General features: G+C 56.2%; 13 protein-coding genes. 4 read left to right on the forward strand and 9 right to left on the reverse strand.

Annotated elements, in window-relative coordinates:
- Positions 1-5: 5 nt before the first annotated feature.
- Positions 6-440 carry a YhbP family protein gene (locus BH714_RS20020; RefSeq protein WP_020883546.1) on the forward strand — a complete coding sequence of 145 codons (435 nt, stop codon included), beginning with the start codon at positions 6-8 and terminating at the stop codon, positions 438-440.
- On the opposite strand, the gene BH714_RS20025 is transcribed toward BH714_RS20020, so the two are convergent.
- Entirely contained in the window at positions 420-938 is a 519-nt protein-coding gene (locus tag BH714_RS20025) for a type 1 glutamine amidotransferase domain-containing protein (RefSeq protein ID WP_014171767.1), read from the reverse strand. The two genes, BH714_RS20020 and BH714_RS20025, sit on opposite strands and share 21 nt — an antisense overlap.
- A 130-nt stretch (positions 939-1,068) precedes the next feature.
- On the opposite strand from BH714_RS20025, the gene BH714_RS20030 reads away from it, so the two are divergent.
- Positions 1,069-1,713: an NAD(P)H-binding protein gene (locus tag BH714_RS20030; protein WP_020883547.1), complete on the forward strand. Its 645-nt coding sequence runs from the start codon at positions 1,069-1,071 to the stop codon at positions 1,711-1,713.
- Between the two features lie 40 nt (positions 1,714-1,753).
- Entirely contained in the window at positions 1,754-2,791 is a 1,038-nt protein-coding gene (locus BH714_RS20035; protein ID WP_040018754.1) for a permease, read from the forward strand.
- Positions 2,792-2,842: 51 nt separating this feature from the next.
- Here BH714_RS20035 and dolP read toward each other — a convergent pair whose 3' ends face one another.
- The 4 genes from dolP to BH714_RS20055 are packed head-to-tail and all read right to left on the reverse strand — an operon-like array spanning position 2,843 to position 6,630.
- Complete coding sequence (gene dolP / locus BH714_RS20040) at positions 2,843-3,418, reverse strand: division/outer membrane stress-associated lipid-binding lipoprotein (protein WP_014171764.1); 576 nt, start codon at positions 3,416-3,418, stop codon at positions 2,843-2,845.
- A 9-nt stretch (positions 3,419-3,427) separates the two neighbouring features.
- Complete coding sequence (diaA, locus tag BH714_RS24145) at positions 3,428-4,018, reverse strand: DnaA initiator-associating protein DiaA (protein ID WP_003861754.1); 591 nt, start codon at positions 4,016-4,018, stop codon at positions 3,428-3,430.
- Between the two features lie 21 nt (positions 4,019-4,039).
- The gene (locus BH714_RS24150) at positions 4,040-4,435 is read right to left on the reverse strand and encodes a YraN family protein (protein WP_040018755.1); all 396 of its coding nucleotides are present in this window, start codon (positions 4,433-4,435) and stop codon (positions 4,040-4,042) included.
- Complete coding sequence (locus BH714_RS20055; protein WP_040018756.1) at positions 4,393-6,630, reverse strand: penicillin-binding protein activator; 2,238 nt, start codon at positions 6,628-6,630, stop codon at positions 4,393-4,395. The genes BH714_RS24150 and BH714_RS20055 overlap by 43 nt, the downstream gene beginning before the upstream one ends.
- Positions 6,631-6,692: 62 nt before the next feature.
- On the opposite strand from BH714_RS20055, the gene rsmI reads away from it, so the two are divergent.
- A complete protein-coding gene (gene rsmI, locus BH714_RS20060) occupies positions 6,693-7,553 on the forward strand; it encodes a 16S rRNA (cytidine(1402)-2'-O)-methyltransferase (protein ID WP_014171761.1) in 861 nt (286 codons plus the stop codon).
- Positions 7,554-7,589: 36 nt separating this feature from the next.
- Here rsmI and BH714_RS20065 read toward each other — a convergent pair whose 3' ends face one another.
- The 4 genes from BH714_RS20065 to kbaY form a co-directional block, all read right to left on the reverse strand.
- Entirely contained in the window at positions 7,590-9,479 is a 1,890-nt protein-coding gene (locus BH714_RS20065; protein ID WP_040018758.1) for an alpha-galactosidase, read from the reverse strand.
- A 16-nt stretch (positions 9,480-9,495) separates the two neighbouring features.
- Positions 9,496-10,668: a MalY/PatB family protein gene (locus BH714_RS20070; protein ID WP_040018759.1), complete on the reverse strand. Its 1,173-nt coding sequence runs from the start codon at positions 10,666-10,668 to the stop codon at positions 9,496-9,498.
- Between the two features lie 12 nt (positions 10,669-10,680).
- On the reverse strand, positions 10,681-12,252 hold the full coding sequence (malX, locus tag BH714_RS20075) for a maltose/glucose-specific PTS transporter subunit IIBC (protein ID WP_020883553.1): 1,572 nt from the start codon (positions 12,250-12,252) through the stop codon (positions 10,681-10,683).
- Positions 12,253-12,370: 118 nt separating this feature from the next.
- Positions 12,371-13,243 (reverse strand): tagatose-bisphosphate aldolase subunit KbaY, encoded by an 873-nt coding sequence (gene kbaY, locus BH714_RS20080; RefSeq protein WP_014171757.1) that lies wholly within the window; start codon positions 13,241-13,243, stop codon positions 12,371-12,373.
- Positions 13,244-13,254 lie beyond the last annotated feature (11 nt).

Genomic DNA, 13,254 nt, shown 5'->3' on the forward strand with positions numbered 1-13,254 from the left:
CGAAAATGGAAACTCTGACCACCATTAACCGCTGGCTGGCAAAACAGCATGTCGTCACCTGGTGCGTGTATGACGAAGGTGAAATGTGGTGTGCAAACGCGTTTTATTACTACGATCCAGAGCGCGTCGCCTTTTATGTCCTGAGCGAGGATAAAACCCGTCATGCGCAAATGTCGGGTCCGCAGGCGAAGGTGGCGGGCACGGTGAACGGCCAGCCTAAAACGGTCGCGCTGATTCGTGGCCTGCAGTTTAAAGGGGAGATCCGCCGCCTGGACGGAGAAGAGAGCGACGCGCAGCGAAAACGCTACACGCGCCGCTTTCCGGTTGCCATTGCGCTAAAAGCTCCGGTGTGGGAAATCCGCCTTGATGAGCTGAAATTTACCGACAACACCCTGGGCTTTGGCACAAAGCTTCACTGGCTACGCGCCGAGCAGGCGTAGCGCTTCACGGTTAAACGCGGGCAGATCGTCCGGGGTCCTGCTGGTGATCAGCTGGTCTTTGTCGTTCACAACCTCCTGATCGTAAAACTCAGCCCCCGCATTTTTCAGATCGATAACGATCGGTTTCACGGCCGTGAGTTTACGCCCGCGCACGACATCTGCGCTGATGAGCAGCTGCGGACCGTGGCAGATGGCAAAGACCGGTTTGCCCGTCGAGACAAAGTCTCGCGTGAAGGTCACGAACCGTTCATCCCCACGCAGGGAATCCGGTGAATGACCGCCGGGTAACAGCAGGGCATCGAAATCTGACGGGCTGACGTTATCGATGGTTTCATCGATGGTCACGCTGGCTTCGCCCTTATGGCCTTTCACCGTTTTACCCGCCTCTTTCTCAATGGTGATGACCTCATGTCCTGCCTTGCGAAATGCCTCGGCTGGCGAGGTGAATTCTGAATCTTCAAACTCGTCGGTGATCAAGACTGCGATTTTCTTGCCCATGCTTCCTCCGTTGTTTTGGCTTCAGACAGATTTTTCTCCGCTTGTGGTAAATACTTACCTGTAACAGACTTCTAAGTGTGGTCGACGACGCTGAGTTCGCAAACGGACAATTCTGTAAAGGGGAGATGAGATGAGTCAGGTACTGATTACCGGCGCGACCGGGCTGGTGGGCGGACATCTGCTGCGGCTGCTGCTTCAGGAGCATCGGGTTAACTATATTGCCGCCCCGACGCGTCGGCCTCTCGCGGATATCTCCGGCGTCTTTAACCCCCACGACCCGCAGCTTACCGATGCACTGGCGCAGGTACAGGATCCTGTTGATATCGCCTTTTGCTGCCTCGGTACAACGCTGCGTGAAGCGGGCAGTAAAGAGGCCTTTGTGCATGCGGACTACACGCTGGTGGTCGATACGGCGCTGACGGCTAAAAAGCTGGGGGCAACACATTTTGTGGTAATCAGTTCGCTCGGTGCCAATGCCGGGTCACCTTTTTTCTACAACAAGGTGAAGGGCAAAATGGAAGAGGCGCTGATTGCCCAGAAGTGGGAGCAACTGACCATTGTTCGCCCCTCCATGCTGCTCGGGCATCGGGATGAACGCCGTTTTAACGAATCGTTTTTCGCGCCTCTGTTCCGCATCCTGCCGGGTAACTGGAAATCCATTGAGGCAGCGGACGTGGCGCGTGCGATGCTAAAAGAAGGGCTCTCGCCATCGCAGGAGGGCGTGAATATCATCCCGTCGGCAAAACTGCGTGAAATCGCACAGGGCGAGGCGTAAACTCCCCCGGCTAATAACCTACTACTCTCCGGGGAATGCTATGACTGGTCAGTCTTCATCTCAGGCGGCTTCACCTGTTCAATGGTGGAAGCCCGCGCTCTTCTTTCTCGTGGTCATCATCGGCCTCTGGTATGTGAAATGGCAGCCGTACTACGGTAAAGCCTTCACGGCCGCCGAAACGCACAGTATCGGAAAATCTATTCTCGCTCAGGCTGATTCCAGCCCGCTTCAGGCGGCGTGGGATTACGCCATGATCTATTTCCTTGCCGTCTGGAAAGCCGCGGTACTGGGCGTCCTGCTGGGCTCGCTGATTCAGGTGCTTATCCCGCGTCACTGGCTGGTGAAAACCCTCGGTCAGCCCCGCTTTCAGGGTACGCTGCTGGGGACGATTTTCTCCCTGCCGGGCATGATGTGCTCGTGCTGTGCGGCGCCTGTGGCCGCCGGGATGCGTCGTCAGCGCGTCTCGATGGGCGGTGCGCTTGCTTTCTGGATGGGGAACCCGTTGTTAAACCCGGCGACGCTGGTGTTTATGGGCTTTGTGCTGGGCTGGCATTTCGCCTTTATTCGTCTGGTGGCCGGGCTGCTGACGGTGCTGGTCGTGGCGACCCTGGTGCAACATCTGGTGAAAGACAAAACCGTAGCGCCTGCGTCAGTTGACGTGGATATCAGCGAACCGCAGGGCGGCTTCTTCGCGCGCTGGGGCAGGGCGCTGTGGCAACTTTTCTGGAGCACCATCCCGGTCTATATCCTGGCGGTTCTGGTGCTGGGCGCGGCGCGCGTCTGGCTGTTCCCGCATGCGGACGGGGCTATCGACAACACGCTGCTGTGGGTCGTTGCAATGGCGGTTGCCGGTTGCCTGTTCGTGATCCCAACGGCCGCTGAAATTCCCATTGTTCAGACCATGATGCTGGCCGGGATGGGCACCGCGCCTGCACTGGCGCTGCTGATTACCCTGCCTGCAATCAGCCTGCCGTCGCTTGTCATGTTGCGTAAGTCATTCCCGGCGAAAGCGCTGTGGCTGACCGCGGGGCTGGTGGCGCTGAGCGGGGTGATGGTAGGAAGTATTGCACTGGTATAAAAAAAGCCCGGTAGCGTTACCGCTTACCGGGCTTTTTGTCAGACGTCCTGGTTACTTGATGTAGGTAAAGGCGGTGGTGACGTGTTTCACGCCGCTCACCCGGCTGGCGATATCGGCCGCCGCTTTGCCTTCACGGTCAGTGACCAGACCCAGCAGGAACACTTCGCCGTTTTCCGTTGTCACTTTCACGTTTGAGGATTTCACCTGGTCCGAGCCCAGCAGCTGGGAGCGAACTTTGGTGGTGATCCAGGTATCAGACGACGCGGTACCCAGGCTGATTGGCTGCCCCTGACGGATTTCATTGAAGACTTCCGTGGTGCCCTCAACGCCCATTGCGATCTGTTTTGCGCGGCTGGAGAGTTCGGTATTCGGCGACTGGCCCGTCAGCAACACTTTGCCCTGATAGGCCGTGACGTTGATACGCGCTTCTTTCTTGATTTGTTCGTCTTTCGACAGCGCACTGTTGACGCGCAGCTCCAGCGTACCGTCATCGACTTGTGTCCCTACGGAACGCGGGTCGGTTGCCGCTTTAGTACCAACCGCGGCGGTACCCACGACAGCCGCAGCGATACATCCCTGAAGCAGTAATGCAGACATAAGGACTGCGAGGGTCGATAAAGCCTTCATAAGAACTCCTTAATCATCCTGGTGAGGGAAAAGCGTGTTATCGATCAAATCGCATAAGCAGTTCACCGTGAGCATATGCATCTCCTGAATGCGCGCGCTACGGTGAGAGGGAATGCGGATTTCAACATCCTGCGGCCCAAGCAAACCCGCCAGCTCACCACCGTCATAGCCTGTTAAGGCAACGATAGTCATGTCGCGGGTGACGGCGGCTTCAACGGCTTTGACAATGTCCCGGCTGTTGCCGCGCGTGGAGATTGCCAGCAGAACATCTCCGGCATGACCCAGGGCTCGCACCTGCTTTGCGTAAATCTCATCATGCAGACGATCGTTAGCAATCGCTGTTAAGACCACATTATCGGTATTAAGTGCAATGGCGGGTAAACTCGGTCGTTCTGTTTCAAAACGATTGATCATGCTGGCAGCAAAATGCTGTGCGTTGGCGGCTGAAGTGCCATTGCCACAACAGAGGATTTTGTTGCCGTTGAGCAGGGATTGCACCAGCGTCATGGCGGCACGAGAGATAGCGTCCGGAAGGGCTTCCGCCGCTGCAATCTGAGTCTGGATGCTTTCAGTGAAGCACACTTTAATTCTTTCGAGCACGTTATCCCTTTTAAATCTTAATTATGCGTCTTCGCCAAAAGCGTTTTTCAGCCATTCGATCGCATTGCCGGTGAAGGCTACCACATCGAACCGGCAATCCACAGTATCAAAACTCCCATTATGGCGGGCAAGCCACAAGTGGGCAGTCTGTAATAATTTATGTTGTTTGGCGAGCGTCACGCTGGCGGCAGCGCCGCCAAAACGGGAAGACTGTCGGTAGCGAACTTCTACAAACACGATGACCTCACCGTCTTTCATGATGAGGTCGATTTCGCCGCCACGTCCGCGAACGTTAGCGGCGATAAAGTGCAGTCCTTTGCCTTCAAGCCAGCGACGCGCTTTTAATTCCCACGCGTCACCGGTCTCTTTACGGCTTAACTGGCCGGGACGATTTGCCCCTGCTGGTATTTGAGCCATGATAACTTCCTGTTAATCACACAATCCTGAGTGGCCGTCAGATCGCCGGTATTGCCGTTAAGCTCAAAGCCCGGCACCTGACGCATCTGGGTAAAGTGGTTCGCCAGCGCCCAGGCATCGACACCCATGGCATACAGACGTGCCAGAGAGTAGTCATTGCGGACGGTGCTCAGCGCCTGCTGCATCAGTGCCGGGTTGCTGCCTGCGAGCATGGGTATTTCGCTGTACTGCAGGCCGTCCATCTCCAGACGGAAATCCGGGCCGGCGGTACCTTGCGCGCTGCGTGAACTGGCGTACAGCGTTGCGCCGCTCTGGCTACCGTTACGCATTGCAATCATCGGTTTGATGAAGGCGATTTCCTGCGGGGTGGCAACGATATACGCTGCATCCACTTTACCGCCACCGCTGATCTGCGCGTCGGTAGGTGGCGCAGGGATCGACAGACCGCCAATGGTCACACTCTGCTGCTGCGGCAGGCTTGCGCTGACCGGGCTGCCGTTGAGGGCAATGCCCGCTCCGCCATTGACGCCCGCGCGCAGTTCAGACGCGGAGCCGAATTTCTGCTGCAGCACAATGCCGCCGCCCAACTTCTGCCACTCATCGGCAAAAGCATTAGCAACGCGATCCCCCAGCGTACTGCGTGGGATGAGCAACAGCGGAGCCTGTTTACCCTGCTCGTGAATATGACGCGCCGCATCGCGGGCTTCATCTTCTGGCGACAGCGCGAAGTAGCAAATATTGGCCCGGTTCTGAACCTGCTCTGGCTGGTTGAGTGCCAGCACGTTCAGCGTGGTATTGCTCTTCATCAACTCTTCGACATTGTTTTTCAGCAGCGGGCCGACAACGATGCTCGCACCATCCTGTTGAACCTGCGCCAGTACCTGGTCAAGCGGCTTCGAACTGGTGTCGTAGATTTTCAGCTCAGCACCCGGGTTCGCGCTGGTGGTGGCCACCGACGGTGTTTGCGCGACAGGTTGTGCCGTTTGTTCTGCGGGCTGGGCAGGCTGAACGTTCTGCGGTTGAGGTTGTTCAGACGCGGTGTCAGTCGCTGGGGCTGCTTGAGTTTCAGCCGGCGCCGGCGTGGCGGGCGGTGCAGGCTGAACGTTCTGCGGTTGAGGTTGTTCAGAAGCGGTGTCAGTCGCCGGAGCTGCTTGAGTTTCAGCCGGCGCTGGCGTTGCCGTCGTAGGGGCCGTTACCGGGTTCTGCATCGTCCCCTGTGCCGGCGTCTGCGCGGTGGTCAGGTCACTGGTTTCAGCGGCGGAAGGGCTGACCACGTCGTTCACGTTTGCCGCCTGTGCCGCCTGGGTCGGCACTGCGCTGCCCGTCACTGGCGTCGTGCCGTTTTTCGCGGCTTCAAAACCCTGTTGAATAGTGCGACCGAATACCGCCGCCTGACCGTTTAAGGGCAGAAGGAGTGCAATCTTGCTGGTCGAGGCCGGCTTAAAGTTCTGCACGTTTACCAGCTGCGTCGGCAGCATTTTCGCGCCCGGATTCTGCGGGTAGCGGGTCTGCCAGTCAGTGATACCGGCTTTCAGCATCTTCGGATCGTTGCGGTTGTTAAACCACATCTGCTGCAGATCCAGCCAGCCCTGCAGGACGTTTTCATCTGCATTGATCACCAGTGCACGCGCCTGTTCCTGCGTCATAGAGGCCAGCGCCTGCCACGTGGCATCGATATTTTTCTGCTTATCAGCCCCGCCGAGCAGAGGCTCCTGGGCGATCAGCGCACGGAGCAGCGTCAGGGAAGGGCGGCCCTGTTCAGCGGTAATGCCCGCCTGCCAGAAGCGAGCCTGCTGATTTTTGTCCAGCGCGCTCACGTCGATATCCCCGAGTATCTTTTTCGCGGCATCATAATCTTTCAGCGCGACTTTCAGCTCGGCAGAGAGCAGGCTCTGCTCACGACGCTGAATATCATTCAGATCTTTTGGCAACTGGTTGAACAATTCGGCAGCCTGCTGGGTTTTACCCTCTTTCAGCAGTGCACGAATGGCGAGTAATTGCCAGTTGGTCTTGGTATCATTTGAGCTCTGCGACATTTGTTGCAGATAAAAGCCAGAGTCAGCCTGAGCAGAACCCTGCAAATGGGCGGTGCTCTGGTCGGGTGCCTGGGTGCCACAGCCTGCAAAGATCAGGGCTGCCAGCAGGAGCGGCACGCTGCGCGTGGCTTTTTTTCGAAGAAACGTTAACGGTACCATACTGTATCCAGTGATTTTTTTTACGCAATGCTCAATATTAAATCGGCAATACGGACGAAACAATGAAACAACACGAAACGGCAGATAATTCTCAAGGCCAGCTCTATATTGTACCTACTCCTATCGGGAATTTATCTGATATTACCCAACGTGCGCTTACCGTATTGCAGGCTGTTGATTTAATTGCCGCTGAAGATACCCGACACACAGGCTTACTGCTCCAGCACTTCGCCATTAGCGCGCGTTTGTTCGCGTTACACGATCACAATGAGCAACAAAAAGCCGAAACGCTGGTGGCGAAGCTGAAAGAGGGGCAGAACATTGCCCTGGTCTCCGATGCGGGTACGCCGCTGATTAACGACCCCGGCTACCATCTGGTGCGTACCTGCCGTGAGGCCGGGATCCGCGTGGTGCCGCTGCCTGGCCCATGTGCGGCTATCGCGGCGCTGAGCGCTGCGGGTCTGCCTTCCGACCGCTTCTGCTATGAAGGTTTCCTGCCTGCCAAATCCAAAGGCCGCCGCGACGTGTTAAAAGCGCTGGAAGCTGAACCGCGCACCCTGATTTTCTACGAATCTACGCATCGCCTGCTGGAAAGCCTGGAAGATATGGTGACCGTCTGGGGGGAAGCCCGCTACGTGGTGCTGGCACGCGAGCTGACCAAAACCTGGGAAACCATTCACGGCGCACCGGTAGGAGAACTGCTGGCGTGGGTGAAGGAAGACGAAAACCGCCGCAAGGGCGAGATGGTGCTGATTGTCGAAGGACATAAGGCGCAGGAGGACGCATTACCTGCCGATGCGCTTCGTACACTTGCGCTGCTGCAGGCTGAACTGCCGCTCAAGAAAGCGGCTGCGCTGGCGGCAGAGATCCATGGCGTGAAGAAAAACGCACTGTATAAGTATGCGCTGGAGCAGCAGGGGTAATTTATCGGCCCGGCAATCACGCCGGGCCAGTTTATTTTACTTCGCGGGAATGGCCTCGTACACCAGCGTTTCCAGCGGCTGCAGCGTAATCACCACGGCCTTTTGATACTCTCCTGGTACGCTTGTGTTACTGCCGTACACGGCGTTCAGACTGAACTGCGCCATGCCCCCTGTGGGGATTTCAAAGTCTTTTGCCAAATCCAGATAATAGCTTTGCGGTTTATCCGACGGGTTTCGCAAGCCCAGAATGGCTTTGTCTTTGCTCCAGGAGGCCCAGCCGTAAACCTCAAGCGCCGTCGGGTCGCCACCGATCCAATGCGTATCCACCAGCACGCTGGCGTTATTTCGCGCCCATTTTGCTGCCTGCGCCAGGGTGTCCCATTTCGCCTTATTCAGCATTGATGGCGTGATATATAACTCCTGCAGTTGCGTTCCTGTGGCGAAGTAGCTCCAGACCTGATCGGCAAAATCGCTGTCCGTTTGCACCTTCTCCAGTCCGTAATAGGCATTTTCCGCGCTAACTATCCCGTGGTACATCAGCGAGTTCAGCGGGAACAGTGGGCCTTTACGCACAATAGAGCGATATGTTTCAGCATCGCGGTAGGTCATCCACTGCTGTACCGGCGTGCCGGGGCCGTAAAGGTTGATGTCATCCCCCTGACGCCAGATGGAGTCGGCATAGAACAGCCAGGACGGGCTGGCGTCGGTACCGGTCGTCAGGTTGATAAATAGATTGGGGTTTGCGCTGCGCATGTTATGCAGCAGGGCGATAGACGCATCAAAATCGGACGCGAACTGGCTGCCAGTAATATGCGAGTTGGCGTTGCCCATCCCGTCGAGCTTAAACGAGGTGATATGTTCGTTTTTAATCAGTTTGATGATCTGCTCATTGAAGTTTTTGAAGTAGCGCGGGCCCGAGAGAGCCAGCTTCCCGTCTACCGTTTCGAAGCCGTACTCTTTGGCGTGGGAGACGCGAATATCGCGCGGCTTATTATAACCTCCCCACGGTGAGAGCCACAGCCCGACGGAACTGTGCAGACTGTCCGCTTTTTCCCTGACCTTACCAAAGCCGTGGCTGAAGGCCGGGCCAAACAGCCAGCGTCCGGTACGATCGTCCCAGCCATCGTCCAGCAGGAACGCATCCAGCGCCACGCCGCGTCCGGTGATAAATTCTTTATTCCACTCATCCATCCGCCCCAGCACATCCTGTTCGGTGTAGGGGTTAAAGAAGCCGATATCCATCCAGCTGTTGTAGTGCAGATAGGGTTTGTACACCCGTGGGCGCACGGCGTCGATAAACTGGTTTACGCTACGGCGCAGCTGGCTGGTTTCCGGGAACGTGCCAAAGTAGGTGGTAAAGCTGACCGGTGCGTCAGGCTGAACCGGCGTTTTCAGCTCCACGTTCAGATTGGTCGTCGCTTCATAGGCATACGTATTAACGATTGGCTTATCCGGCAGGATAAAGAACGAATCAGCAATAATGGGCGAGCTGTTGATGGCGCCATCAACGTACGGTGCCTGAGACTGTTTTTTCGTCGGGAAGAAGGTGATTTTCGCCACCTCTCGCGGCTGGCCGACGGCCGCAATGGTGTAATCAATACTGGCGTATTTTCCCTTCACCAGATTCAGCTTCACCGTCACGTTAAAATCCGGACGGGTGAAATCAATGACAATCGCGTTGTCCTGTTTTTCTACATGCTTAATTGTAAAATCTGCGGTGTGAATTTTGGTCTCATCCGGCAGGGTCAGAAAGAACAGCTCCTGCGGCGTAAGCGGATGGTTAACCGTTTTGTCTTTCACTACCACCGTTGAACTGGCGTCATCAAACGAGAGGGCAATGGAGTCGTTATCAAGCGCGTATTGCGCTGCCGCCGCGCCATGAGAAACACACAAGGCAAGCATCGAGAGTGTGAGCACTTTTTTCATCAGGGTAAGATCCTTATTAGTAATGCTTCAGCATTCGGGTGATGGACTGCTCCAGCCAGTAGCGCTGGGTGCCGAAATTAATGCGCAGGTAGTGTTCGCCGTTTTGGACGTAGTGGCTGCCATCTTCGAGGACGACGCCAGCCTGATGGGCGAAATGTCGGGTCAATTCAGTGGCGCTACGTTCATCTGCGCTGACGTCAACCCAGGCCAGATACGATGATTCCGGGTTCATCATTTTCCAGGCCGGGAAGTGGGTCTGGATGGCCTCTGCCAGATAGCAAGCGTTACGGCGCAGATAGCCGTTCAGCGCGTCGAGCCACGGCAAACCATGCTGGTAGGCAAGAATAATTCCCCATATCCCGAATATATTGGGTGAGGTGATGGCGTTCTTCTCAAGCTGGTGGCGAAAGCGCTGGCGCAGGGTGGCATCCGGAATGATGGCGTAGGAGGTTTTCAGCCCGCCAAGGTTGAACGCTTTATTCGGGGAGGTCAGCAGGATCAGATTGTCCTGCGCCGCGCAGCCGGATGCCAGACAGCTGACGAAATGACCGTCCAGAATATGTTCGGCGTGGACCTCATCAACCACCAGAAGGGTGCCGTAGCGTTGACAGAGGTCTGAAACCTGGCGTATCTCATCGGCGTGCCAGATCCTGCCGGAAGGGTTATGCGGCGAGCAGAAGAACCACAGTTTTGGACGGTACGTTCTGAGCTGTTCTTCCACCAGATTAAAATCAAGCTGGTAGCGATTTTCCCTCACGCACAGCGGGTTTGCCAGTATCGCTACCCCCTGACGCTGGGCGGCCATGGCAAACGGATCGTACACCGGTGTGTTCATCATCACCGTGTCGCCAGATTTACAAAACGCCTGAACCGTATAATGCAGCGTGGAGACGGTACCGTACGTCAGCGTGATCCACGATTTATCGACGTCAACCTGATGTCGTTCGCGCTGGAAGGCGATAACCGCATCGTAAAATTCGTCAAAGCACCAGGTGTAGCCGAAGGTGCCATGCTCCACGATGCGCTGGAAACCTTCTGTCACGGCAGGTGGGGAGGTGAAATCCATATCGGCAATCCACAGCGGGATAAAGCCTTCAGGCACATCACCAAAGCGCGAGCGGACAAAGGCGTGATCCCATTTTCGACACCGGTCGCTTTTACGCTCAATGATTTCGTCAAAATTAAACACCACAACCCCCTGTTAAATTAAGGCTTCAATGCCGGTTTTTACGCTTTGCACCTGCGGGCCGATGATCACCTGGACGCTGTGCGCATCCAGCACCACAACCGACAATGCACCGGCCTCTTTTAACGCCTGCTGGTCGATGAGACTCATGTCTTTCACCACCAGACGCAGCCGGGTAATGCAATTATCAAGCGACTCGATGTTCTCTTTACCGCCGAGCGCACGCAGGATAAGCCCGTGATCGTATTTCGATTTTCCGCGTGCCCGGGTATTGGCCTCGACGGCCTGCTGTGCACCCTGGGTGTCCACTTCACGGCCCGGCGTTTTAATATCGTGTTTGAGGATGTACCAGCGGAAGACGAAGAAGTAGAGGGCAAACCAGGCAATGCCTACCGGGAATACCAGATACCATTTGGTCGACATTCCTTGCATGACCCCGAAGATAAGCAGATCCAGAATGCCGCCGTCGGTGTTGCCGATGGTCACCCCCAGCAGAGCCATGACCATCAGCGCCAGGCCCGACATCACAATATGGAAGGCGTAAAGGGCAGGGGCGATAAACAAGAACAGGAATTCAATTGGCTCGGAGATCCCGGTGACGACGGAGACCAGCACGCCGGAGAGCAGCAGGCCTTTAATCACCGGGCGGTTTTCCGGGCGGGCCGTGCGATAGATGGCGTATGCCACTGCCGGTAAGCCGAAGATAAAGGTCGGCATAAAGCCCTGCGACAGGAACGCGGTAACGTGCGGGCTGAACGGCAGACCCGCTTTCAGTTCGGCGTAGAAAATGTTCAGCGCCCCGGCGACTTCATGACCATTGACCATTTCAATACCGCCCGCGGGCGTGAAGCGCACCATCGCCAGCAAAATATGGTGCAGGCCAAAGGGTTTGAGCAGTAGTACCCCCACGCCGTAGAGGAACGGGCCGAACACGCTGGTGCTCTGGATAATATGGCCAATCCCGGTAATACCCAGCGCAACGTACTCCCACAGCAGGGGAATAAACAGCCCCACCAGTGAGAGGGTGAGGGCGGTGATAATCGGCACAAAACGAATGCCGCTAAAGAAGGCGAACGCGTCGTGTAAAACGGTGTCCTGAAAACGCTCGTGCAGGAAAAAGGTAATGACCCCAACCACGATACCGCCCAGCACACCCATCTCCAGGGTTTGAATGCCCAGCACCATCGATTGCCCGACTTGTCTCATGGAGGCGGCATCGGCAAGCTGGTGGGTCGCAATCAGGTAATAATTGATGCTCATGTTCATCAGCATATAGCCAACAAACCCGGCAAAAGCGCCCACTGCTTTGTTGCGTCTGGCCAGCCCCATTGGGATCGCCATGGCAAACATGAGGGGAAGATAGGTAAAGGCGAAGCCGCCAACCATGGCAATAAAGCCAAAGGTGAGCTGAGTTAATTCGCCGCCCAGAAAGGGGAAACTTTTGAGGGTGGAGGGGCTGGTAACAGAACTACCGATACCCAGCAATAACCCCATAAAGGCCAGAAGGGAGACCGGGAACATAAAGGTCTTTCCCAGGCTCTGAAAAAACTCCCACGCTTTCGATTTAAACGACTTTTCCTGTGTCATGTAGGGACTCCTCGGAATTATTTATCGTAATGGAAGGCGCTGTCTGGCTTAAGAACGCGCCTTCATATTTGCGAGGCTTATAGTTATTTTTGAGTTATTGATGTTCGATGCGATGAGATCAGGCTTCCGCCGGGAGCAGCAATCGGTTCGCCGAGCCGCACACGGTGATTTTGCTTCTGACCACGTCTTTCATGGCATCCATGCCAACCCGCATGTAGAAACGCGGATCGTTGCCCTGCGGGTTCTCAGCAAACCAGGCCTTAACGGCGCCAGAGAACGCAATTTTTAGCTCGGTTGCCACGTTCACTTTGCAAACGCCCAGCTCTATGGTGCGGCGAACATCGTCATCCGGCACATCACTCGCCCCGTGCAGCACCAGCGGTACGCTCACCACGTCGCGGATTTCAGCCAGCCGCCGGAAGTCGATTTTCGGACGTTTGGTATAAAGACCGTGGGCGGTTCCGATGGCCACGGCCAGGCTGTCGACGCCGGTCAGCGCAACGAAGCGTTTCGCTTCCTGCGGGTCGGTCAGAAACGCGCTTTCAGCGTCCACGCTCATGTCATCCTCCACGCCGCCCAGGCGGCCCAGTTCGGCTTCAACGCTGCAATCGTTGAGGTGGCAGAAGTCGACCACTGATTTCACCAGCTTTACGTTTTGCTCAAACGGATAGTGGCTGCCGTCGATCATCGCGCTGCGCACACCCGCGTTAACTTTGCGACGAATGTCGTCGAGTGATTCGTGATGATCGAGATGCAGCGCCAGCGGCATGTCGTAAGTGGTGGAGTACGCGCTGCACAGGGCGTAGATCTCTTCCAGGGCAATGTGCTTAAAGGTGCCCGGCGTGCCCGCGAGGATCACCGGCGATCGCATTTCACTACACACTTCGAGGATCGCCTGGATCGTCTCCGCGTTATGGATATTGAACGCCGGTACGGCGTAGCCTTTCGCCTGGGCGTCCAGCAGAAGATATTTTGTCGAAATAATACTCATGATCGGATCCT

The sequence above is a fragment of the Enterobacter ludwigii genome, assembly GCF_001750725.1.
Classification (GTDB): Bacteria; Pseudomonadota; Gammaproteobacteria; order Enterobacterales; family Enterobacteriaceae; genus Enterobacter; species Enterobacter ludwigii.

Excerpts from the sequence above, each read along its gene's own strand:
- BH714_RS20065 (WP_040018758.1), bottom strand. The coding sequence starts at position 9,479 with ATGAAAAAAGTGCTCACACTCTCGATGCTTGCCTTGTGTGTTTCTCAT.
- malX (WP_020883553.1), bottom strand. The coding sequence starts at position 12,252 with ATGACACAGGAAAAGTCGTTTAAATCGAAAGCGTGGGAGTTTTTTCAG.
- rsmI (WP_014171761.1), top strand. The coding sequence starts at position 6,693 with ATGAAACAACACGAAACGGCAGATAATTCTCAAGGCCAGCTCTATATT.
- BH714_RS20035 (WP_040018754.1), top strand. The coding sequence starts at position 1,754 with ATGACTGGTCAGTCTTCATCTCAGGCGGCTTCACCTGTTCAATGGTGG.
- BH714_RS24150 (WP_040018755.1), bottom strand. The coding sequence starts at position 4,435 with ATGGCTCAAATACCAGCAGGGGCAAATCGTCCCGGCCAGTTAAGCCGT.
- BH714_RS20020 (WP_020883546.1), top strand. The coding sequence starts at position 6 with ATGGAAACTCTGACCACCATTAACCGCTGGCTGGCAAAACAGCATGTC.
- dolP (WP_014171764.1), bottom strand. The coding sequence starts at position 3,418 with ATGAAGGCTTTATCGACCCTCGCAGTCCTTATGTCTGCATTACTGCTT.
- BH714_RS20025 (WP_014171767.1), bottom strand. The coding sequence starts at position 938 with ATGGGCAAGAAAATCGCAGTCTTGATCACCGACGAGTTTGAAGATTCA.
- BH714_RS20030 (WP_020883547.1), top strand. The coding sequence starts at position 1,069 with ATGAGTCAGGTACTGATTACCGGCGCGACCGGGCTGGTGGGCGGACAT.
- kbaY (WP_014171757.1), bottom strand. The coding sequence starts at position 13,243 with ATGAGTATTATTTCGACAAAATATCTTCTGCTGGACGCCCAGGCGAAA.
- BH714_RS20055 (WP_040018756.1), bottom strand. The coding sequence starts at position 6,630 with ATGGTACCGTTAACGTTTCTTCGAAAAAAAGCCACGCGCAGCGTGCCG.